Below are 22,899 nucleotides of genomic sequence, written 5' to 3'. Positions count from 1 at the left end.
GTCCGGTAACCGACCAGATGAAGAAAACCGTTTATGACAATATCTGGCATGATTCCCTGGTGAACTGGCTGAAGAGCTTCCGCTGATTTGCGGCAGCCACCAGGATCTTATGCCTGCATAAATACAAAACGCCAGAATGAAATTCGCTTTACCGCTTGATAAAGCTTTTCATTCTGGCGTTTTTCATTTCTCAGGCTCTAAACCATAAAATCCTATTTTTAACGGTAGCCTTTCAAATATTCCTTCTGTTCAGACGTAATCCGATAGCTTTCCACTGCCTTCTGGATAGTCTTTTTATGTACCCAGTCCGACAGTCTGTGCTGCTCAATATAAGGTACTGCAGCATCCCATTGCTTGGCCAGAGCGGTGGCAAAATACCAGGCAATCATCATGTTTACATAATATTCCTGTGATTGTACGCCAGCTGCCATTTCAAGATACTCCGGGGAAAAATCCTCGTCCAGAAAAAGGCGCATAAGCACGCCGATCCCGTAGCGAATAGTGTAGGTTTCAGTGGAGGCGATCCACTTCCGGACCTCTTCTAATACTGCTTTTTTGTTCTTACGGAAACACTTTGGCTCTGGGAAATCACAGGTGGCCCAGTTGTCGATATAGGGCAGGAATCGCTGTACTTCTTCCATACATTTCGGATAGTCCTTTATCCCAGTGATCAGCATCATATGAAGGTTATTTTCCTCATAAAACTGGTGAGGAAGCTGCTGCAAAAAGTCCTCTAATTCCGGAGTACCGGCGAATACTTTTGCAAAATTCCGAAGCACAGGAGTACGGATTCCAATAATCTTTTCCTTGGCTGTTTCGGGCATTAATTTGCTGTGGAAATCCCGATATTTTATATCCTGTAATTCGAATAACTGCTTCTGCAATTCCGTTAATTCTGCCATACACACTCCCTGTTTTTCAATCTATAACAGACATTTCACTCTAATTTTCAACGAAATTTGGGTTTTCAACTGTCGTCTTTTTAGTTTACATAATGTTTTGCATAATGCTTTTGGCTTACCAAAAACACTCATAGTTGATGTCTATTTGAGCCAATTCTATTCTGCTTTCTCTGCTGCCTCCAGGCTTGCCATCAAAAGCTCATAGAAGTCATCTTCCCCCTCCAGCTTCGGGGAGTTTTCTCCGCCGCCATTGGTACTGCGGCGCATGGTAGCATAGAAGTCTTCTCCGGCAGATACCAGGTCCATTTCATACAATTCATAGCCAAGTTCCCTGCATAATCTGCAAAAAACAGTGAGAGGATCCTTTTCCAAACGGGTTGCCAAAAGCTTTTTTCGAAGTTCACCATCTTTCAGTGCATCCCCTTGCAGACGGTCCAGAATTTCCAATGTTGTCATATGCGGTACCTCCTTTTTTTGCAGCTGTGCTCACAGAAGGCTGTTGTGAACTCTACTCACCACTCAAAAGCATTCTTATCAGACATGCTGGCATTCCTGTTCCAGCTTCAGCTGTGTTATTTTCATATATTTTAATACCTCAGCTATCTGTGCGCAACTGTTAATTTCAGGATTCATCTGCAATCCAGCAGGTTTTCTAGAGCGTGTTTGAAAAAGGCTTTCTGCAAGATGTGCGTCACAATTTGTGGGAGATTTTGTCCGGATGAGGGCGCCGTAGCGGGCTACGGCAACCGAATTCGGGCAAAATATACCGCAAAGTGGGGCGTGCAGATTGCGGGAATGATTTTTCAAACACGCTCTAGAGCGTGTTTAAAAAAGGCTTTCTGCAAGATGTGCGTCACAATTTGTGGGAATGATTTTTCAAACACGCTCTAATACCAGCTAGTCATACTGCATTGTGATATTCCTCCACATAACTCTGCTTCTGATCTGTCATTACTAGCATCACTTCATCCATAGCCGGGCCGATATACTGGATCTTATCTGGAGGAGCGGCGATAATAAGCTGTAATGGAAGGCGTCTCAGGAATTCCAAAACGCCGCCGATTCTTTCATCATCCATGTTATTAAAGGCCTCATCAAAGAGCACCAGTCCAGCTGCCTCGCCACCAATATTATTGCTGTAAAGCTGCACAAAAGAGGCTGCCACTGTCACATAAAACGGGGTCTGTGTCTCACCGCCGCTCTTCTCTTCACATACCTTGGAATAGTAAGAATAGGTGCCGTCATTATGAATGATCTTAATGTCATAATCCATGTAAGTACGGTAATCCGTAAACTCGTCAAGAGCCTGTGCACTGTTATCTCCACTTACCGAAAGCTGTTCAAACAGCTCCTCGATTACATCTTTATGAGCCTCATGGAAGATTCCCGAAAATAGGGATTCGCCTTGTGTCACATTGAAATCATCCATGATCATTTCATAATAATTGCGGTATTTTTTACTTGGCATAAACTGGAATTCATAGCGTTCACTGCTAAAATCAATGCCCTTTAACGCCTTGTTCAGTTCCTTAAATTCCCCCTGGGCAAGCTTCATATTCTCCTGTAATTTCGCCAGAAACTGCTCATGAAATTCTGTTTCTGCCGCTTTATGGGCAGACTGTACTTTCTCCTCATAATCAAGAAGTTCAGAGTTTTTCAAACGTTCATATACCGCCTCAAATTCAGGAAAACCATCCAGACTGGCAGCTGCACCAAAATCATGCTCGGTCTTATACTCCACCATGGCATTTATCATATTGTCTTTGGCAATCTGACATCTCTCACTGTTATATTTTCTCTTATTAGAAGGCAGTTTATAAAAATATTCACTTTGAAACTGCTCAATTGATCTTACTCCCAGAGCCTCCTTATATTCCCGATTCCAGCTATTTAAACGTTCTCCCGCATCTGCTGCAAGAGTGGTTACCTCACTCTTTCCGGTAATCTGTTTTTCCAGAAGTGTCTGTTTTCTGGCAACCAAATCCTGGATCCGGGCACGCATTCCACCGATTTTTTCCGTGTCGGAGCTGATGGTGTAATCCAATCCCCTAAGCATTTTTTCCAGCTCATCCAGCTGCAGCTGCTTCTGGATCAGGGTGGAATTTTCTTTCAGTTTTCGTATATTTTCCTCACATTTATCAATGGATTTATTTAACATACGAAGGGTAGCGATCACATCCAGACGGTACTTAATATCCACGTCACTTTCTGTAGAAAGAAGTCCCAGAATCTCTTTTGTGTCAGACAGCTTTTTCTCCTGATTTTCCATTGTTTCACTAAGCTTCTGAAATTCTTCTTCAGCCTGTGCCAGCTGTACGGTAAAAGCATTTTTGCCGATAAACGGCACACGAAATACCTCTGGTTTGATGGCACTTGCCACACAGTTCTGATATCTCATACAGCCCTTTGTGATAGAAACAGAATACTTTTTCAGGTCTTCGTAACGCTCGCACATCTGTACTTTTCCAAGGAGCATGTTGCTGTACTGACGGGCATATTTGTTCTGGGATGTGACTACTTCTGCCAGAGTTCCAGCAGGCGCAGTGTCGTATTTTTCCAGATCTTTCGTGTTGATCAGACCTACTCCGTAAACCTTTTTCTCTCTTCGAAGACGGTCATAAATACCAAGTGCAATATCGAAGTTCTCCGGTTCTACAAGCACATAAAAACGCTGCGTATTCAGATACCCCTCTATTGCGTTTCGCCATTCCTCATCCTTAATTTCCAGCATTTCGCAGAGCACTCCAGGCTGGATTTCTCTTCCAATACCCGCAAATTCTTCCTGTACAGACTCCACAAGAAGCTCTACTCCAGATGGATAAGTCAGCTTTTTGCGTTTCAGTTTATTGATCTTTTTGCTTAATTTCTCCCATTCTGTCTGGTTCTGATTCAGCCGGATCTTCAGCTGCGCCTGCTCTTCCTGCAGTTCTCCATAGCGCATCTGTTTGAAATGGATTACATCATCTGTAAGGCTCTTTATTTCTGTTACATTGATATCACCATCCAGAGTTTGAAGTTTTTTCCGGTATTCACGGATACAGGAAGCGAAATCTACGCCAGTTTCATTTTCTGCATTTGCAGACTGACTCATTTCGGTAGAAACTGCTGCAGAATATCTGGAAGTGTTCCCTGCCCCCATAGTCTGCAATAAACTCTCGCAGTCCCTGGCCGCCTGAGCCACGCTCTTCTTCAATTCCGTCTCCTCATTCAGAGCTTCCTGTCTCTTATCCCGAAGCCTTTTCAGCTCTTTTTTCTCCTCTTCCAAAGCTACAAATTCCTGGTTATGGCGCAGTTCTACACGGATATTTGTGGCAATTTCCTGCTTTTCAGAGCGCTCTTTCTGAAGCATTTCCAGCTGGGTTTTCGCCTGGGAAAGACGGATTTCTTCGTTCTTTCTGGCAGTTTCCAGATTGGAAAGCTGTCCTTCCACAAGCTCCAGCTCACTACGTTTCAGGAAATACTCGTACATCCTGTCCTTTTCAATACGCTCCTGTACACGCTGGTACAATTCCTGTATTTTTTTCAGTTTTTTCATGCGTTTTTTCACGTTATCAAGGGTACGTTCCATATCCTGATAAGTACGCACATTCTCCCGAAGTACATCAATATTGACTTCTTTTTCATCCAGCACGTAAGAGTAAACAAAGTCCTTAATATCGTCGATTGGCTTAAATGCAAGCGCTTTTGGAATCAGACGGAAAAACTTATCTTCAATCCTTCCAAGTCTTGCTGTGACCATTCTACGGGCTTCTACATTGGTCTTGCACCACTGGCGGATATCAATGTTGGAACCACGGAATTCTGCAATGGATTTCACCTGGTTTCCGTACAGGAAAAGATCATCTGAGATCCTGGTATTCTCCATCAGATACCGCACTGTAGTCTCCTGGCCCTCAGAAGCAGAGTCCACAACAGCACCGATAATGAAATATTTATCCTTGCTTTCCTCATAAAATTCCAGGGCAACATGAGCGCTGATCTCACCGGTACGCTCATAAGGCTGGTTTTCCTTTCCTGTTTTACAACGGATATATCCGGTAAGCCTTCGCTTGCCATTCTCGTGGGCCGCCTTATTAAAATAACCGGTGGAACAGATGATCACAAACTGGATTGCGTCCAGAAGAGTGGATTTTCCAGCGCCGTTTTCACCAGATAAAAGAGTGGAATCTCCAAACTCTATGGTACAGTTATTAAACCTGTGCCAGTTAATCAGCTTCATCCTCGTCAGTTTCTTCATCGCTTTCGTTTCTTCCCTTTCTGTATGTCTCAAGTTTCTCATATGTTGCCTTAATGTCTTCTGCACGTACCACCATCAGAATGGAGTCGTAAATCAGAACACGAGATTCTTCATCTCCCATATCCTTATCCAGAAGCTCCACGATCTGATATCTTCGGAACAGGCTCAGGGCATTTCGCATGGTGGTTTTGTCGATTAATCTGTCACGGATATTAAGACTCACAAACTTATCCTGAATGTCTCCAAGGTTTACGATTACTTCCTCTATTGCGGAAAGCTCACGCTTCTTTTCATCGTAAAGGATTCGCAGGATCAGAAGTACAATGGAATCATAAAGCTTCAGATTCATCCGGTTATACCCTCTCGGACTGGTCAGCTGAATCACTCCATATTCCTCGTTTATCTCAAGACGATAGCCAAGAACGCCCAGATATTCTTTAAATTCTTTCCTGTATTTCAGCACAAAATAATAATCTGCTTTGGTATTCTGGTTTCCTTTGCACAAAAAGCAGGTTCCCAGAAGACGGTTGCAAACCCTGCTGAAATTATCCTTTTCTCTTTGCAGCATTCCTTCCAGATATTCCATTTTCTCTCCTCCGTATCCGAAAATCTTTAAAACGGTAGCCGTTTACTTCCCGTTCTTCCAGCGTTTCTATTACATATCCCATATTTTTGCGCTGACCGTAAAGGCGCACATAAATCAGTTTGATAAAATCCTCTTCATTATTGAGAGGAAGCTGGCTTGCTTCCAGCTCATCCTTTTCCGCCAGATAACGGTTTACGTAGTTCTGAATTTTCTCTACACTAATCACTTTCCGGATCTTTTCTGCCATCTTTCTCATTTTCTCACGGCGAAGCTCTTCGTCTGGTTCCTCACTCTCCAGACTGGAGGGGATGAATTCCTTTTTGCCTTCTACTGCCAGATACAGAGAACTTTGTTCCAGAATAGAGCACTGGTAAATACGCACCAGATCATCCAGAAAATCAATGCGGTAGATTCCCCCAAGATCCATATTTTCCCGGTTGATTTCTTCATTAATTCCCATGAGTATTTCTTTCAGCTGCCCCCGCACATCTTCATTTCCTGCCAGGAGAAATTTGGCACGGTTGATGGCAGCTCGCTGGTACTGGGTATTTTTCTGGTTGATTTCCTGAAGAATCTCGTCCATATTGCGGAAAGCCTCAATAATTTCGTGAAGATAACGGTAGGTCAATTCCCGCCCCTCTTCCTCGGAAACCTCCCGGATAGCTGCAATCTCTGCAGATGCCTTTTCCAGAAATTCCTCATTGTGGCTTCTTTTCTCCAGGCACTGCATAATTTCCGGACGAAACTTGGAAACATTGTCAGAAGTCAACAGGCGGTGGTAGGCTTTGTCTACAATATTGGTAATGTAATCGTTAAACAGTGCATCCATAATCTGGGCAACCGTGCTGTGTCTGGTAAGGTCATCTATGTAGTGTTTGATGTTGGAATTGAGGTTTTTCAGACCGGTGATCAGGTAGTCGGTGTTTTCCCAGATCTGCATGAGTACGATACCCGGCTTATCCATGGTGCCTTTTACCAGACTGTAAATGGTATAAATGTACCCCTGGTATTCAATTTGTTTCCCATCTGCGATATCCAGGAGTGTTTTGATTATTTTCACAGCGTATTCCTTGAAGTTTACACGCTGTACGTAGCTTTTGTCTGTTTCCACTTCGATCCAGCCGTAGTATTCCAGGCGGCGCAAAATGCCGTTAGCCCGGCTTCGGCTGTCATCAGCCTGGAATTCTTCTTCCACCAGCTGGGCCGCATTTTCCTGCCCAAAATAAAATTCCAGCTCGTCTACCAGCACTTCTCTTTCCACGCCAAAGGAGAGCTGGTGTTCCATAATGGCAAAAAGGCGGCTGATACATTCCCAGTACACAATTCGGTTTGGCGAGGATAGCGGAACAAAAAAATTGTTGGGGATTATGTGAAACATAGGGTGTCCTTTCTTCAAACGTAAAACAAGGGACAAACTGCTTTGTCCCTGAAATCTTTCTTTATTTTAGCATAGCCGGTTTTATTGTACAAGGTTTTCTAAGTTGCTATTTAGTTGATTAAAAGTTCTTTAATGCGGACGCATTTGGACAATGTGTATTACTCACTCGCCGGCGCAACGCGCCGGCGAGTGAGCAATCACCATTGTCCGAATGCGTCCGCCTTGAACAACTTTCAACACACTAAATAGCAATTCTCAATATACCTAATATTAGCAAATGTGCCGGATAAAAAATGTAGAAGAACCACTTAGAAAAGGTTCGATGTTTTTCGGAGCGCTTTCCGTTGTAGAGATAGATGATGCAAAGTGCTGAGAGCGGAATTCCGGCGGTGGCACCGAGGGACTGGATAACAGCCCTGGCAGGAGTGGTCTGCTCCATGTTTTCTACAAGGTTTAACAGACCAAAGAACAGCATTGCCTTTCTGAAAACCTTCCATAAAAGTTTTTTTCGTTCAAGATTCTGGCCGCCAGCCAGATGGCTTTTCTGATCAGCATTCCGGCCGCCGGCTGGCAGCATTTTCCCCTGTGCATCCCGGAGGCCACAGCTTGCGAACCAATAGGTGAAGATAGGGGCAAGAAAGGCCCAGTCGCTGTAGGCGGAGGCAAATACCAGGCCCAAGATGCAGAGTGTCTGCCGGGTTCCTGAAGGGATTTTTTCCATTGCATAGAGAATCAGGAAGCACAGGAAAAGAGTGAATAGCATGTTCATGCTTACGAAACTGATGGTTCCTTCTTCTGTAAATGCAAGACAGAAGGGGATTTCGGAAATCAGGGCAAACAGCAGAAGCCGTTTGCCGTATTTCTCTTTGGAGCGGGTGTAGCCGTAGCCTTCTACCAGGAAGTAGCACATGGTGATAGCGGTAAAATAACCCACGTCCACCATCACCTCAAAAAGAAAGGTACCTGGTTCCAGGAAAACGTTTGCAATATGGTTTAATAGCATGGTAAACATGGCTACGTATTTGATCTGATCCCGGTTCATGCCTCAAAAATCCTCACCAACATATCTGCCATACCCACGGAGTATCCAGCTGCTGCAAAGATACCCTGGCATTTGCCCTCGGTAATGGTCATAAGCGGCAGCTTCCCGGAATCTACGTACATGCGGCGGGCGGTCATTTCCTTGTCCTTGCCGAAATCGTGGAAGTACACCTGAATTTCAGGGAACAGTTCCAGACATTTCACCAGAGTAGCATTTTTTAAAGATTCTTCGCTGCGAAGGATAAATATAATCTGTTTTTGTATTTTTTCATATTTTTCTTTCAAATCCATCATTTCATTAAGAATGTGCACAGTAGGCTCACGGTCTTCTTCCAGCCAGAAGAGGATGCCTCGTTCAGCCATGCCATTCTCACATTTGGCAGCATCTCCGCTTATTTTTCCCGTCAATTTGGACACCAGCACCTGATTTCCAGCCCGATCGGTCAGCTTGGAATCCGGAATGGAATGACGGTTGAACATTTCCTCCAGACAATACTCCCGAAGCTCCAGTTCCACCCGCTTCGTCTCATCTTTTTCAATATGAAAATCGTATCTTTTTCCCAGAATGTTTCCATTTGGCAGACGGTTTCCAGTCAGGATCCGGTAATCTCCCGGCATAATATCCAATTCCAGTTTTCCAGCTTCCCACTTGCGGTCGCTGAAATCCAGGGTAAGGTATCCTCTTCCGTCTGTCACCGCAATGGTCCAGTTCTGGAAATAATTCCAGTCCCCTTTTTCCCCGGCGAAGACTGTAAGATGGGATTCCTTCCGGCTCTCTTCCAATACTGCTACAAACCTCATTCCATCCCAATATTCAATAGCTCCATCAGCAGGATTCAGACGTGCCGGGATTCCCAGAGTTCTGGCGATTGCCACGAAAAGCACCTTGTGGGATTTCTCTCCGGCAATTCCAAGCTCCAGTGCTGCACCAGGAGTGGTGTATGCAGTCAGGCGCTCTTTGTCATTGCGGACTGAAATGTTCTCTTCGATCCAGGTCCAGATGCTCTTGGGATCTGCTTCAAAGGCATCCCTCTGCCCCTTGTCAAAATAGCCCAGGATCTTCTTTCTCCACCTGGTAAGAACCTCATTTTCCACGCGGGGATTCCATACATATGGAATGTAAATCTCATCTGGATTAAATTCGCGATAAACCGAGGCCTCCTGATAATGGCCCTCCAGCACTTCTGGAAAAGCATCCCTTCTGTCTTTCTCAGACAAAACAGCCATCATAGGCTCCACTTCCTTCATGGTATGTCCAAAAAGGCAGCGCTTCCACAGCGGCTGGAATTTCTCAATCTTACGTCGACAGTGTTCTGCCTCAGCGGCAATCCGGCGATTATTCTCTTCTTCCTGTTCTTGGGTAATATTCCAGCTTATTCTGCCGGTATCCTCCGGTGCATTCATGTCAAAATCCACCCAAAGCTCATCTTCATATTCCTCACCAAGAGTACAGGTAAAATGGTCGTCCTCTCTTGTGTCGATTACCTTTTCCCCGTAAGCACCATCATAAACAGCACAGATCAGCAGGCTTCCAAAACCGGTTTCAAAAGAAATACAGCCATTTTTGTCTGCTTCCATTATTGCAATCGGGGAAAATTCCCCATAGTTCATTACCTCAGCCCGTACTTTTGCCCCAGCTGCCGGAGTTCCATCCAGATCTTCCACTGTAATAGTGATCCACCTGGTTTTGGCATATTTACCAAGAAGATTGATGATCCGGTTCATTCCGTCTTTTCCGATCACTTTTTCGTCTGGCATAGCGCGGTCATACCATCTGGAGCCGATCATCATGGCCCTGGATGCTGCATTGGTAAACCAGCCCTTGTCCAGAACAGCTTCTGGCTCGCAAGCTCCCAGATAATGCCAGTCGCCATCGCACCAGACCTCTACCCAGGCGTGGTTGTCATCACAGTGGGACCATCTCGGCACATACACTGGTCTTGCAGGGATTCCGGCACTTCGCATTACATTTACCACAAAGACGGCTTCCTCACCACAGCGGCCTACACCGCTTCTGTAAATTTCCAGTGCGGAGCCGGTACGCATGTCCGTTCCCTGGTACATCACTTCTCCCGCACACCAGTGATTGATTTCCAGTGCAGCTTCCACCATGGCCTTCCCCTGGACCTTATCCTTTATTTTTTTCCAGAAATAGGTACGGCATGGTTTGATTTCTTCATCATTTGTCCGATGAAAAAGCACGTAATTCAGGAAATAAAACTCTGGATAATTCTTTACATAAGGGGAATTTTCCCAGAGATAGATTCCCTGCTGCACATAATCCAGATAAGTGTCAAAGGTATAGTTTCCCACATCGCTGTAGGGCATATTGCTGTACAGATATTTCATTCCGATCACAATATCAGGACTTAGTGCTTCCATTCTCTTCTTTATCTCTTCCGCTTTTCCTGGCAGTTCCCTGGAAAAATCTTCAAAGTCTTTTTCTATCCGGTCTCTGTTTTTTTCAAGAAACATCTTATAATCTCCTCATCATTTTAAGCGTGATCACAATTTCACTCTAAACGGACATGCCGCCTGTCGGCGACATCTCCATATAGGAAAGTCAGCTGTTCCACGCCTATGGCGCTCCCACTTGGCAAAAATACTTTTGGGCGCAGACTTAATAAAATCGCAGTATTTCATATATCACAAGAGATTCTATTTTATATCAAGCATATTTATAATATTTCCATATCCAGCATCTTCTGCCAGCTGCTGGATCCCATCCCTTATTTCCTCCAGGGAATAGTTGTGCGCTTCCAGAAATTCATCCCCTTTGGATGCAGCATATTCGTAGAAAAACATAGCTTCTGCCAGAGCTTCTTTGTCAGCGTAATCGATCCGGTCAAGAAGTTCGTTCTCTGCCTCGTTGATCTCGCCTCTGTCCACCATGGTTTTCATATGGTGAAGCTTGTCTCCGGAAATCTGATATTTGGATTCTACCGGCAATTCCACCTGAACATATTTTTTCCCAAGCATGACGCTGGCAAGGACACGGGCAATCTCTTTGATCATACGCATAATGTAGTCTTTTTCGTCATCAGTGAACATAAATTTTCCTCCTGGATAAATGAGAGTTCGTGGCTTTAGGGTAGCACCTTCCCAACATCAGAACTATTTCTGACTACTCTTACTGACTGCGGTCACAAAAACCACAAAGGTTCCGCCCTGACACTTGTATGCGTCCTGGCAGAACCTTTTGTCATTAAACTTATTATTTCATTTTTGATATCCTTTTGTCAATATAAGATGAAAGAAATTCAACGCTTCCCTCCACACCAAGAGTGCTGCTGTTCAGACTCAGATCATAGGTATGGGAATCTGACCATTTGGAATTGCAATGACTGTCGTGGTATTTCTTTCTCTTTCTGTCTTTCTCTTTGATGAAACGCTCAGCTTCTTTATCGGTTTTTCCATAAAGACGGGCTACACGGGCAATTTTCTGATCCATGTCTCCAATAATGAAGATGGAAATCAGGCCCTCATAATCCTTCAGGATTGTCTCAGAGCAACGTCCTACAACTACAAAGGATTCTCCTTTTTCAGCCTTTTCCCGAAGAAAATTGAACTGCATCATAGCAACGTTGTCTGCCGGAGAACTGCTCATTCCTTTCACTGTGCGGTAAAGAAATTTGTTGTGCTTCATCTCGTCAAAGATTTCCAGCTCTTCTGGATTTACGTTATGGCTGTCTGCCACCTCGCGTAAAAGATTGTGATCGTATAACGAAAGTCCATAGCGCTTGGCGATTCGCTCTGCAATTTCATGGCCTGCGCTTCCGAACTCTCGTCCGATGGAAATGATCACCTGTTTTTGTGTTTTCATGGTATCCTCCCTTCTAACCAGAGAAATCCGCTCTTGTTTCACGGATTTTTCCGGATAAAATGCCGTTAAAAGCGGGCAAGACCAACTGTCAGTTATTCATGGCATGCCAGATCTTTGGCACTGCTTTTTCTCTGATAATTGACAGTTCTACACTTCCCCCTTATGGCATTATAAATATCTAGCATAAATCATCAGCATGGAAACGAGGACAACCAGGATCGTGGCAGGTGCCATTGCCTTGCAGTATTTTCCCCATTTGATCATGTGACCGCTCTTGGCTGCTGTTGCGATACCGACTACGTTTGCAGAAGCTCCGATCGGGGTTGCACTTCCGCCGATGTCAGTACCCATTGCAAGAGCCCATGCCAGAATGGAAATATCAACTCCCTGTGCGGCTGCCAGACTGTCAATAACCGGGATCATGGTAGCTGCAAACGGAATGTTATCAATAAATGCACTTGCGATAGCAGATACCCAGATAATGATGGCGATCATTACCATCAGGTTTCCGCCGCTGACTTTTCCAATAAATCCAGCCAGGATCGTAAGGATACCGGTCTGCTCCAGACCGCCAACAACTACGAAAAGTCCTACGAAGAACAGCAGTGTCTTGTAATCAACCTTTTTCAGAAGGTCCAAAGCATCTTTTCCGGAAGTGATCAGTGTCACTGCTGCGATAAATACACCGATACAGGATACGGTAAGCCCTGTCTGGGAATGTGTTACCAGAAGGACAACAGCGCAGAGGAAGATCACACAGCTGATGGTGAAACCCTTCTTGCTTACAATCGCTTCTTCCGGATCCGGTAACGTAGACGGATCAATTTTTCCCGCATTTTCGGTAAGCTCTTTGCGGAAAATAAAGTAAAAATAGATTACAACCAGCACCAGTGCGATCACCGCGATAAGACCTGTGTTTGTCACGAAATCTGCAAAGGAAAATCCAAGTGATGTTCCAATGATAATGTTCGGCGGATCTCCGCACATGGTAGCGGATCCACCAAGGTTGGCGCAGAAGATCTCTGCAAGGATCATTGGTACCGGATTAAATTTCAGCAGCTGTGACAGTTCTACGGTAACCGCTGCAAGGAACAGGATTACGGTGATACTATCGATAAACATAGCAAGTACAAAGGACAGGAGCATAAATGTGATAAAGATCGGGATAATCTGGTATTTAACCAGTTTCGCGATCTTCATGCATAACCAGCGGAAAAATCCGGAGTTTGCCATGCCTTCTACCATGATCATCATACCAGCGATGAACACGATAGTTTCCCAGTTGATTCCAGCAGAAGCTTCGCTTGCTTCACCTGCTGTGTGCCAGAATCCCGGTGAAAAAATACTATGTATGTTCAGTGTTTCAATAATTGCTGAGGGGCTGTGCATACAGATTCCAAATACAAGAATCAATGTAAGGAGCGCACATCCCAGCGTAACAATATGTCTTTCCCATACTTCTGTGATGATCAGAATGAACATCGCCAGGAAAATTACTACTGCAAAAATCTGTGCTATCATTTCTTTCCTCCATGACTGTCAAACCATGCCATCCAGATGCCGACAGCAATGGCTGCAACAATCATTACTCCTATAAAAATATTAAGTAACATATAGTGTCATACCTCCAATCATATACGTTTGTTTACATGGAAAATAATTGCTCTCCACTGCAATGCTTTACTCATAATGAAAACACTTGCAGCAATCAGCAATATTAAACAATGGTATATGATCTTCAGTGTTTCTGTCCATCCTGATGATGGATGTAACAGATAATAAACCGTCTGCCGTCAGCATCATTTCTGGTCAGCAGACGTTTCTTTGCTTTATAAAATACGGTATTCGCCAGCAGAACTGCCAACATGATGAGCACCACAATTTCCACGCCTGACCTGTGGCGAAGGCGCTGGTCCGCCTCCAGCCTTACAGACACCTGCCGAAGTCCTGTCAGTTCTTCTGCACTTGTCCAGGTGCTTCTGGAAAGCTCTGGTGAAATCAAAGAAGCTGAGGCCGGTTTCAGATCGTAAACATGCATAATGCTCTTCGCTTCCATGCCTGCAAAAAGCACACACAAAACCGCAACTGCCACACTGAAAAACAGGCAGACAAGCCGGTTCGCACATTCGTTTTTTTTCACTTGGCCTCACCTCGATACCTACAAAAATTCGTTTTTATAATAGCAGATTTTATAAGGTTTTTCAACTGTTTTTGCAGAGGGCTGAAGGTCACCCTATTCCATAATTATGTACTGTTCCATATATTGGACACTGCTTTTTTTACAGGCAAAAATCGGACTGAAATGTATCTTTTCCAATGCATTTCAATCCGATTTATAATCACTCTCTTAATAAAACCCTGTTTAATTTTTACAGATTATTCAGCGTCTGTCTCCTCGGCTGTCTCGTCTGCTGTGTCAGCTTCTGCAGCTGCAGTCTCGTCAGCGTCATCTGCTGCTTCAGCATCTCCTGTCTCAGCGTCATCGCTGTCCTCGAACGGGATAACTGCTCCGTCATATTTCTCGTTGATAAAATCTTTGATCTCGTCAGATTTTAATACGTCTACAAGAGCTTTGATCTTGTCGCTGTTCTCATTTCCTTCTTTTACTGCGATTACGTTTACATATGTTTTTGCAGCTTCGGAATCAGAGGTCTCATATGCAAGTGCATCTTTGGATACAGAGTAACCAGCCTGAAGTGCATAGTTTCCGTTAAGGACAATGTAAGAAGTCTCTTCTGCAACACGCGCTACCTGCTCAGCTGCAAGCTCAACAATTTCTACGTTGTATGGGTTCTCCTCAATATCGTTTACAGTTGCCTCAAGACCTGCACCGTCTTTCAGTTTGATAATTCCGTTGTCCTGGAGAAGAAGAAGTGCTCTTGCCTCGTTTGTGGTATCGTTCGGTACTGCGATTGTGTCGCCATCTGCGATATCGTCAAGGCTGGATTTTGTTCCAGGATAAATTCCAAATGGCTCGTAGTGGATTCCGCCTGCATTTACAAGGTGGGTTCCTTTTTCCTCGTTGAAGCTGTTCAGATATGGAATGTGCTGGAAGTAGTTTGCATCGAAATCGCCGCTCTCTACAACTTCGTTTGGCTGTACATAATCATCAAATACCGTTACCTCAAGGTCGTATCCCTCTTCCTCAAGGATCGGTTTTGCTGCTTCAAGGATCTCGGAATGTGGTGTCTCGGATGCTGCTACTGTGATGGTTTTGTCATCATCTGCTGCGAAAACAACGGATGTTCCAACGGTTCCAAGTACTAATGCTCCTGTGAGTGCTGCTGCGATTAATTTTTTCATAATAAAGTTCCTCCTTATTTTTTGAAAAATATATTTAGTTTCTACATTACAATCATTTTTTATAATAAACAGGGGCTACTAAAAACTCCTGTCAATTATCGATTTTGGTTACTGCTCACAGATACCATTTCTTATAAAATAATCTGTGGCTTATTTTCTTTTATCCAGCTTGTTGGCTATGAACATACCAATTGTCTGGAAAATCTGTACCAGTACTACCAGAAGGATAACTGTCACCAGCATGATGTCCGTCTGCCAGCGGTTGTATCCGTAACGGACTGCAATGTCTCCAAGTCCGCCTCCTCCTACGGTTCCTGCCATTGCGGAGTAACCAAGGATAGTTCCTGTTACAATGGTAGCTCCTGAGATCAGGGATGTTCTTGCTTCTACCAGCATTACCCTAAATACGATCTGAAGGTTGCTTGCTCCCATGGATCTTGCAGCCTCGATAACTCCCGGGTCTACCTCATTTAAGGAAGACTCTACCATTCGTCCGATAAAAGGGATTGCCGCAATGGTAAGGGGTACGATAGTGGCTGTGGTTCCATAGCTTTTTCCTACCAGAAATCTGGTGAATGGAATGAGCAGGATCAACAGGATCAGGAATGGGATGCTTCGGAAAATATTTGCGATCACATCCAGGATCTTATATAGTACTGCGTTTGGCCGCAGACCCTCTTTGTCGGATACTTTCAGCAGGATTCCAAGGGGCATTCCAAATACATATCCGAAGAAGGTGGAAAACAGGGTCATATATAATGTTTCCCCTACACCTGCGATTATCATATCGGTTACTTGTTTCGTCCACATAATCAGTTCGCCTCCCCTATCTCAAGTCCACGTTCTGTAAGGAATTTCTTCATCTCCGGTACATTGGTACTGTCACTCATGAACTGGAGGATCATTTCTCCTTTGGCTACACCGCCTACGTTTTTGGTGTTTGCCTTCAGAATGTTTACAGGTTCGTGGAAGGTTAATATAAGGTTTGCGATTACTGGTTCGAATGCGGAGTTCTCAGAGAATACGATTCGAACGATTTCGCCGTCCTGGATTTCTGACTGGGTAAGCTTTTTGCTTTCTACGTCGTTTCCAGAATCCTTGCTAATCAGTTCTTTGGCTACCTGTGATTTCGGGTGGCTGAAGATTTCTTCTACAAGGCCTTGTTCTTTTACTTCACCGTCTTTCATAATTGCCACATGAGTACAAATCTCACGGACAACTGACATCTGGTGGGTAATGATCACAATGGTGATTCCGAATTTCTGATTGATGTCCTGCAAAAGTTCAAGTATGGAGGATGTGGTCTGGGGATCCAGAGCGCTTGTGGCTTCGTCACAGAGCAGTATCTGTGGATCGGAGGCCAGGGCTCTGGCGATTGCCACTCTTTGTTTCTGTCCACCGGAGAGCTGTGCGGGATATGCTTTCGCTCTGTCTGCCAGTCCTACGATTTCCAGAAGCTCCAGGGCTTTTGCTCTTGCTTCGGCTTTTTTCTTCCCCTGGATGTACAGTGGGAAGCAGACGTTTTCCAGTACGTTTTTCTGCATGAGCAGGTTAAAATGCTGGAAAATCATTCCTATTTTCTCTCGCTCTTTGCGGAGTTCTTTTGGGGAAAATTCGCTGAGGGATTTTCCGTCTATTAATACTTTTCCTTCGGATGGTACTTCCAGAAAGTTCATACATCGTACCAGGGTACTTTTTCCTGCACCGGACATTCCGATGATTCCGTAGATGTCTCCGGTTTCAATGGAGAGGCTTACGTGTTTCAGGGCTTGTACGGAACCGTCTTTGGTTTCGAAGGTTTTGCTCACATCTTGGATTAATATTGAAGACATGTCTTTCCTCTTTCCTTTAAGTGGTGTTTCATCGTCGATATGGTTACTATAACACAATTGGAGTAAAAGTGTTAATTCTTAAAAGTTTTGGCTAGTTATAGGGTAAGGCTATAGCTAAAGTGGACGCCAGCGGGGGAGGGATAAATCACGCTCGCCGTCGCAACGTTCTGGTGAGCTAATGACTAACTGCGACTAATGCGCTCGGGAGAGCCCTCTCGCATAAGTCTCCGTAAGTCATGGATCTCACCGCCACTAAGGGCGCTCCTTAAATGGCTCGCTTAGATTTATCCCTCCCCCACTGGCTGTGTACTGGTTGGTGAACAGTTGAGCGAAGCGGACGTTTGGGCGGGAAGGCGCTGCGCTGTTTCCGCCCAAACTGAAAGTGGGGGGGGTGGGTGTAGTGGGGGGTAGGTTCAGCTTTAGTTCCAAATGGAAGTTTATGTAAGTGTGTGGATTATCGTAATGCTTTGTCTTTGTATTTGGCAATTTCTTCCAGGTACTTCTGTCCTAACTTGCTAATCGTGGTTCCTTTTCTTGCAAGGTAGCCGATGGTCATGACCTCGTCGGAGTCTAGCTTCACGGCGCAGTAGTCGGAGCCGTTTAGTTCTTCGCAGATGATTCCGGAGCAGAGAGTGTAGCCGTTGAGACCCACCATTAGGTTCAGGAGAGTGGCTCGGTCATTGGCTTTGATGAGGCGTTTGTATTCGTAGGTGCTCAGGACTTCTTCGGCGAAGTAGAAGGAGTTGTAGGTGCCTTGCTCGAAGGAGAGGCAAGGGTATTCGCGGAGGTCTTCCAGGGTGATCAGGTCGCGGTCAGCAAGGGGATGGCCTTTCCACATGTAGACATAGATGCTGCACTCCAGGATTGGGTGGAATTCCAGGTTGAATTCGTGAAAAAGTTTCTCCAGGACTTTGTGGTTGAAGTCGTTCAGGTAAAGGATGCCGATCTCGCTTTTGAAATCTTTTACGTCGGTGATGATGTCGTAGGTGCGGGTTTCGTGGACAGCGAATTCGTATTCGTCCATTCCGAACTGCTTCACCATTTCCACGAAGGCATTTACTGCGAAGGTGTAGTGCTGCATGGAAACACTGAATTTCTTCTTGGTATGTTCTTTGGAAACGTATTTGGATTCGATCAGTTCGTATTGCTCTACCACCTGGCGGGCATAGCCCAGGAATTCCTCTCCCTCAGGGGTTACGGAAATTCCACGGTTTGTCCTGCGAAAAAGCTCTACTCCGATTTCCTCCTCCAGTTCACGGATTGCCGAAGATAAACTTGGCTGTGATATAAAAAGATTCCGGGCAGCTTCATTCATAGAATTGGAATTCGCCACCGTAATCGCATAACGAAGTTGTGCCAGGGTCATATGGGTTCCTCTTTTCTGCAATTTTCTTCTATATTAACACAGTGGCACAATTTATTCCACAGAGGATTTTTCCAGTCTTATATTCGAAAAAAATGGATTACTGTTCAATCCGTGACCAGAAACAAAAATGGTGCCTGACTAAAAAGCCAAACACCAAATTTCCACAGTCCGGGGATGGTACACGACCTGCCGTTTTTTGAAAAATTCTTTCAGCCACCCCCTTTTATTCTGTGTAATTATTCCCATTCTCATCTGTCCAGGTTCCGTCTCCATTGTCGGTGTAGCCTACGCCATTTTCATCTGAATAGGTTCCATCACCATTATCCTAAAGGACTCCTGCGGACTCTTCATCCTCACCGGGTGCTACAATGGATGAATCGTCACTGCTCTCCCCGCCCATCCGCACACGGATTCCGTTGATCTCTACGTCTTCCATAGGAATCACCAGACACTTGCGGCCGTCAATGATCCTGGTCTCCACCAGTTCCACTTTATCTGGTTCAACATGGATCACTACATCCGGAGTTTTGATCTCGAATTTACGGGTATTGGTAATATTAGAGGCTACCATGGTGGCTTTTTCACCGGCTACAGCCTCATACTGGTTATCAAAAGTTTCCAGTTTCTCGTCTTCTACACCGCAGTCCTCAAAGAGACGTTTCACCTCAGACTGAGTGAGCACAACCGGGTCTGGGGAATCTTTCTGTGCTTCAATGATCTCGTTCAATTTCTCATGGATTCCAATAACGGTGTCATACTGGCAGTCGTCACCAAGGGTTTCCTCCACCAGCATGTTGAAAGAATCACGCTGTCCACCTGCGGAAAGCGGTGCTGTACATCCAAACACTTCGTCCACGAAAATGTCATGAAGCTGCTCTGCATTCTTGGAATAGTAGAGCATGCCGTGGATGTCTGTGCTTCTGTCATTAAATAACGGGAAAAGGAAGCCGTTCTCTGGCATTTCCACGATCCAGTCACGGATACGGTCCTGGATCAGATTTGCCTCCGCATTGTAGCAAAGACCTGCTTTAGACAGCTTCACTGGACAGATACTGCAAAGAAGGTGCTCATAAATCTCTTCAGAAGCATCATCCATATCGATTCCATCTGAAGTTCTTCCCGGGATATCGTACACAGCGTGTACCAGGATTATGTAGTAATTTTCCGGATAATCGTAATTTTCAATAATTTTGTCATAAAAGCTCTCGATTAAAGCGTCATCCTTCAGTTTGCTGGCGCGGAGCTTCATGAGAAATTCGTGTTTGCCGCCCTCTTTTTCCTCTGCCAGTGGGAATTCCATATTCATCAGGTTCTTTCCAAGAGTACCAGAAAGGGTTTTCTTGAATATTTCAAAATATTTGAACATTTCTTCCTCCGAAAGGGAAAGGAATGCTTCTTTCAGTTCTGTTTTTTTATTCTTTTCAGCATCCACATAGCATCCACAAATTCTGGTAATGTTGCAGTTGGCTGGTGTCAGCTGTTTCTTGATTTCAGAAATTTCTTTTTTGTTCATTTATATATGTCCTCCAGTATTCCAGAAAATATGTTTTCAAAACCGATATCCCATCTCTGATATGAATTTGAGTCTGTTGCCTTGCTCTCCATTCATAAAGATTCTCTGAAAGTATTATCAGCTCCATGATTTCAGCTTTTTTATTTTAGCCTAACACTCCAGAAAATTTCAAGACTTACTTACAGAAACAATAAATCATGATTAATGGTCGTATAAAATAACTCCTTAAACTTCTCCATATCCCGTGTCTGTCCCAGCGCCCACATCATTTTCGTCACAGACGCCTCCAGCGTCATATCATAAGACTCCAGCACCGGGAACCGTTCCTTGATGACTTTTCCAACCTGGTAAACTTCCATGTCACTTCCCTCATGGGTAACCTGGGTCGCCATACACACAGGCTTGCCTGCTTCAATCCAATGCGCGATCGCATCTATAAAATTATCATTTTCGTAATGAGGCAGACCGCCTACACCGAAGGATTCAATGATCAGTCCGGAATAAGATGGAAAAAGAGCATCCAATACTTTCCCGTCAATCCCCGGAATCAGTTTGAGCAGAAAAATTTTCTGATTCATCTCATGATAAAACACCAGTGGCTTGGTGGACTGGTCTTTGTCATCAATATAAAAAATGATCTTCTGATCGTGAATGGATGCAATATCCGGATAATTAATGCTGGAAAAGGCATTGTAGCTTTTGGAAAATTCCTTCTTTGCTCTGGTTCCTGCGATCACTTTTCCCCCAAACACAATGGAAATTCCATGAGCGCGGTCGTGAGAGGCAAAGCGGAGACTGTCCAGAAGATTGGAACGTGCATCTGTAATTGCCAGGTCAATAGGTTTCTGTGCACCGGTAATCACGATAGGTCTGCGGTTATTCTGGATCAGATAAGACAAAGCAGCAGCCGTATATGCCATAGTGTCCGTTCCATGGCAAAGCACAAAGCCATCATAAAATTCATATTTGGATTCGATCAGTCTGGCCAGCTTCAGCCAATGGTCTGCGCACACATTGGTACTGTCCAGGGCAAAAGGCTGAACGGTATCAATGGTGCAGAATTCCCGGGCTTCAGGAATATATTCCAACAGCTCATCTGCAGAAATCTGCGGTGCCAGCCCCTCTGCTGTATATTTGGAAGCAATGGTCCCCCCGGTTGCAATAAGAAGTATCTTTTTCATGTTGTCCCCCTGTGTAATTGTTATCCACATGTTCAATCTGCTGTACCTGCATTTTCTCAAACCTTACTTTGTAGCGAAAAGCTTTTTTTCATAAGTATTTTACTTTGTATAGACAAAGGGCCCGCCCGAATCACCCCAGGCAGGCTCTTTTATCATTTTCTCCACTTTATATAATCTCAATTCTTTCAGAAAACATTTTGCAATACATACGATATAACAAGTTTCGGTCTTTATCTCACTTTTAGTTCTCCTCAGTTGTCTCTTCTGCAGTATCCTCTGCGTTCTCCTCAGAATCAGCGCTCTCGCTGCTGTCCTCGGCCTTGCTGTCTGCACTGTTCGCTTCTGCAGTCTCGTCTGTACTGTCAGCGCTGTCTGTAGTATCAGCTTCCTCTGCGCTGTCGCTCTTTGCAGCATCTGTCTCAGCAGTATCAGCATCATCGCTCTCATCTGCTGCCTCGACATCCTCAGAAGCAGTATCCTCAGTAGCATCTGTTGTATCTGCTGCATCTTCACTTGTATCCGCTGTAGTCTCTTTAATTGTGAAACTGTGCTCATCTGTAATTGTCAAAGTAGAAAGCACCTTATCATTTACAGTAATATCAGCATCATCCAGCCATTTCTGAGTTGTCTCGGAATAGTATTCGCTGCGCTTGGTGTTCTCAAGGGACTCTTTCTTGGAAGCGGTTGCATCCTGGTCATTTACTTTGTCCATCCGAAGCACATATACGCTGCTATCAGTCTCAACCAGCTCGCCGTAAACTTCGCCGTCCTTCAGAGTTCTCAGCGCTTCTACAACAGCGTCATCATAAGAATTGGAAATATCCTCATCATCACTGTCATTTGTGAAAATAGTTCCGGTCAGTCCGCTGTAAGTATCATCAACAGCCTTGGCTGTCTCGCCCATGTCTGCTGTCGGATCCTCTTTCATCTTATCCAGGATCTCCTGTGCCTGCTCCTTGCGGGTAGCAATATCATCATCGGTAAGGTCATCTCCACTGATGGAAATACTTACATAGCTGAAAGAAGACTGCTGTGCCTCCTCATCCGTTATGTTAACCTCAGCCTCATTGCGGATCGGATCGTAAATTCTCTGACGGTAAGTCTCAAGCTCCAGAAGAGTCTTAACCTGGTCTTCGGAAACAGCAAGCTCCTTCAGAGTGTCCTCGTCATTGTCCTGCATAAACTGTGCTGCTGCATCTGCAATAGCAGTCTCATCATCAGAAGTAACCTCAACACCGTAATCAGCTGCCTTCTCCTTCATGATGTACATCAGCTCAACCTGCTCCAGGAACTGTCCTACAGCCTGCTCACCGTATGTAGTACCAGCATCCTCATCTACTACCTGGCTCCAGATATTTCCTGCACTTCCCATAAAGCTCTTATACATAGCAACCGTCTGTGCCTGTGACTCACGTGCATACAGACTTACAACACCCATAGGAATGTCTGTGCCATCTACAGTTGCAACGGTCTTCTCTCCATCTATAGACTTACTTCCACATCCGGAAAGCATTCCAATTGCCATTACGCCACTTAATGCCACTACGGTTGTGTTCTTCACGATTTTCTTCATATTGATCACCAATTACCCTTTCACTGATGTGCCGCTTAGTCACCACGCACAGCCAGCATGATTTCCCAATGCGGACACGCTAATAAGAGTATAAAACTTTTTTCCCATGAGGGCAAGTAGAAAGGGGAAAATCTGATAGAATTCACACAATTTTCGCGAATTTC

At 44.7% G+C, this 22,899-nt stretch carries 18 protein-coding genes and 3 pseudogenes; 2 read left to right on the top strand and 19 right to left on the bottom strand.

Going from position 1 to position 22,899, the window contains the following annotated elements; translation table 11 throughout:
* Window positions 1-218: 218 nt before the first annotated feature.
* The 3 genes and pseudogenes from AB5170_RS01625 to AB5170_RS01615 form a co-directional block, all read right to left on the bottom strand.
* Window positions 219-902, bottom strand: coding sequence for a DNA alkylation repair protein (locus AB5170_RS01625; protein WP_173734755.1), 684 nt, complete (start codon window positions 900-902; stop codon window positions 219-221).
* Window positions 903-1,058: 156 nt separating this feature from the next.
* Window positions 1,059-1,358: a hypothetical protein gene (locus AB5170_RS01620; RefSeq protein WP_173717214.1), complete on the bottom strand. Its 300-nt coding sequence runs from the start codon at window positions 1,356-1,358 to the stop codon at window positions 1,059-1,061.
* A 78-nt stretch (window positions 1,359-1,436) separates the two neighbouring features.
* Window positions 1,437-1,649, bottom strand: a pseudogene (locus AB5170_RS01615) (DUF6783 domain-containing protein); the annotation flags it as partial.
* Between AB5170_RS01615 and AB5170_RS01610 the strand changes: the two are divergent.
* Window positions 1,626-1,676 (top strand): annotated as a pseudogene (locus tag AB5170_RS01610) (DUF6783 domain-containing protein); the annotation flags it as partial. The pseudogenes AB5170_RS01615 and AB5170_RS01610 overlap by 24 nt on opposite strands.
* A 64-nt stretch (window positions 1,677-1,740) precedes the next feature.
* Window positions 1,741-1,803 (top strand): annotated as a pseudogene (locus tag AB5170_RS01605) (hypothetical protein); the annotation flags it as partial.
* Here the strand turns inward: AB5170_RS01605 and AB5170_RS01600 are convergent.
* The 16 genes from AB5170_RS01600 to AB5170_RS01525 all read right to left on the bottom strand — a co-directional run bounded on the left by AB5170_RS01600 (window position 1,804) and on the right by AB5170_RS01525 (window position 22,735).
* Complete coding sequence (locus AB5170_RS01600; protein ID WP_173734756.1) at window positions 1,804-5,139, bottom strand: ATP-binding protein; 3,336 nt, start codon at window positions 5,137-5,139, stop codon at window positions 1,804-1,806. It lies immediately after the preceding pseudogene.
* The gene (locus AB5170_RS01595) at window positions 5,108-5,725 is read right to left on the bottom strand and encodes a DUF4194 domain-containing protein (protein ID WP_173734757.1); all 618 of its coding nucleotides are present in this window, start codon (window positions 5,723-5,725) and stop codon (window positions 5,108-5,110) included. Before AB5170_RS01595 ends, AB5170_RS01600 begins: the two co-directional genes overlap by 32 nt.
* Complete coding sequence (locus tag AB5170_RS01590) at window positions 5,685-7,103, bottom strand: Wadjet anti-phage system protein JetA family protein (protein WP_173734758.1); 1,419 nt, start codon at window positions 7,101-7,103, stop codon at window positions 5,685-5,687. Before AB5170_RS01590 ends, AB5170_RS01595 begins: the two co-directional genes overlap by 41 nt.
* Window positions 7,104-7,344: 241 nt before the next feature.
* Window positions 7,345-8,145, bottom strand: coding sequence for a TraX family protein (locus AB5170_RS01585; RefSeq protein ID WP_173734759.1), 801 nt, complete (start codon window positions 8,143-8,145; stop codon window positions 7,345-7,347).
* Entirely contained in the window at window positions 8,142-10,619 is a 2,478-nt protein-coding gene (locus AB5170_RS01580) for a transglutaminase domain-containing protein (protein WP_368361350.1), read from the bottom strand. The genes AB5170_RS01585 and AB5170_RS01580 overlap by 4 nt, the downstream gene beginning before the upstream one ends.
* Before the next feature lie 183 nt (window positions 10,620-10,802).
* Window positions 10,803-11,195: a DUF6483 family protein gene (locus AB5170_RS01575; RefSeq protein WP_148461579.1), complete on the bottom strand. Its 393-nt coding sequence runs from the start codon at window positions 11,193-11,195 to the stop codon at window positions 10,803-10,805.
* A 163-nt stretch (window positions 11,196-11,358) separates the two neighbouring features.
* Window positions 11,359-11,967 carry an AAA family ATPase gene (locus AB5170_RS01570; RefSeq protein ID WP_148461578.1) on the bottom strand — a complete coding sequence of 203 codons (609 nt, stop codon included), beginning with the start codon at window positions 11,965-11,967 and terminating at the stop codon, window positions 11,359-11,361.
* Window positions 11,968-12,135: 168 nt separating this feature from the next.
* The gene (locus tag AB5170_RS01565; protein ID WP_148461577.1) at window positions 12,136-13,488 is read right to left on the bottom strand and encodes an SLC13 family permease; all 1,353 of its coding nucleotides are present in this window, start codon (window positions 13,486-13,488) and stop codon (window positions 12,136-12,138) included.
* A gap of 217 nt (window positions 13,489-13,705) precedes the next feature.
* Window positions 13,706-14,107, bottom strand: coding sequence for a hypothetical protein (locus AB5170_RS01560; protein ID WP_368361349.1), 402 nt, complete (start codon window positions 14,105-14,107; stop codon window positions 13,706-13,708).
* A 236-nt stretch (window positions 14,108-14,343) separates the two neighbouring features.
* Entirely contained in the window at window positions 14,344-15,270 is a 927-nt protein-coding gene (locus tag AB5170_RS01555; protein WP_148461575.1) for a MetQ/NlpA family ABC transporter substrate-binding protein, read from the bottom strand.
* A gap of 150 nt (window positions 15,271-15,420) precedes the next feature.
* Window positions 15,421-16,080 (bottom strand): methionine ABC transporter permease, encoded by a 660-nt coding sequence (locus tag AB5170_RS01550; RefSeq protein ID WP_117849363.1) that lies wholly within the window; start codon window positions 16,078-16,080, stop codon window positions 15,421-15,423.
* A 2-nt stretch (window positions 16,081-16,082) separates the two neighbouring features.
* Window positions 16,083-17,102, bottom strand: a complete 1,020-nt coding sequence (locus tag AB5170_RS01545) for a methionine ABC transporter ATP-binding protein (protein WP_173719240.1) — start codon at window positions 17,100-17,102, stop codon at window positions 16,083-16,085.
* A gap of 454 nt (window positions 17,103-17,556) precedes the next feature.
* On the bottom strand, window positions 17,557-18,468 hold the full coding sequence (locus AB5170_RS01540) for a LysR family transcriptional regulator (RefSeq protein WP_118583712.1): 912 nt from the start codon (window positions 18,466-18,468) through the stop codon (window positions 17,557-17,559).
* A gap of 325 nt (window positions 18,469-18,793) precedes the next feature.
* Entirely contained in the window at window positions 18,794-19,981 is a 1,188-nt protein-coding gene (locus tag AB5170_RS01535; protein ID WP_368361348.1) for a DUF4317 domain-containing protein, read from the bottom strand.
* 179 nt (window positions 19,982-20,160) lie between these two features.
* Window positions 20,161-21,162: an asparaginase gene (locus AB5170_RS01530; RefSeq protein ID WP_118583704.1), complete on the bottom strand. Its 1,002-nt coding sequence runs from the start codon at window positions 21,160-21,162 to the stop codon at window positions 20,161-20,163.
* 241 nt (window positions 21,163-21,403) lie between these two features.
* Window positions 21,404-22,735, bottom strand: coding sequence for an FKBP-type peptidylprolyl isomerase (locus tag AB5170_RS01525; protein ID WP_173715775.1), 1,332 nt, complete (start codon window positions 22,733-22,735; stop codon window positions 21,404-21,406).
* Window positions 22,736-22,899 lie beyond the last annotated feature (164 nt).

The sequence above is a fragment of the Ruminococcus sp. RTP21484sp1_RTP21281st1_A8_RTP21281_210402 genome (assembly GCF_040914025.1).
Classification (GTDB): domain Bacteria; phylum Bacillota; class Clostridia; order Lachnospirales; family Lachnospiraceae; genus Blautia_A; species Blautia_A faecis.
The sequence above is the reverse complement of the archived record's forward strand: the minus strand, read 5'-3'. Positions and strand labels throughout refer to the sequence as shown.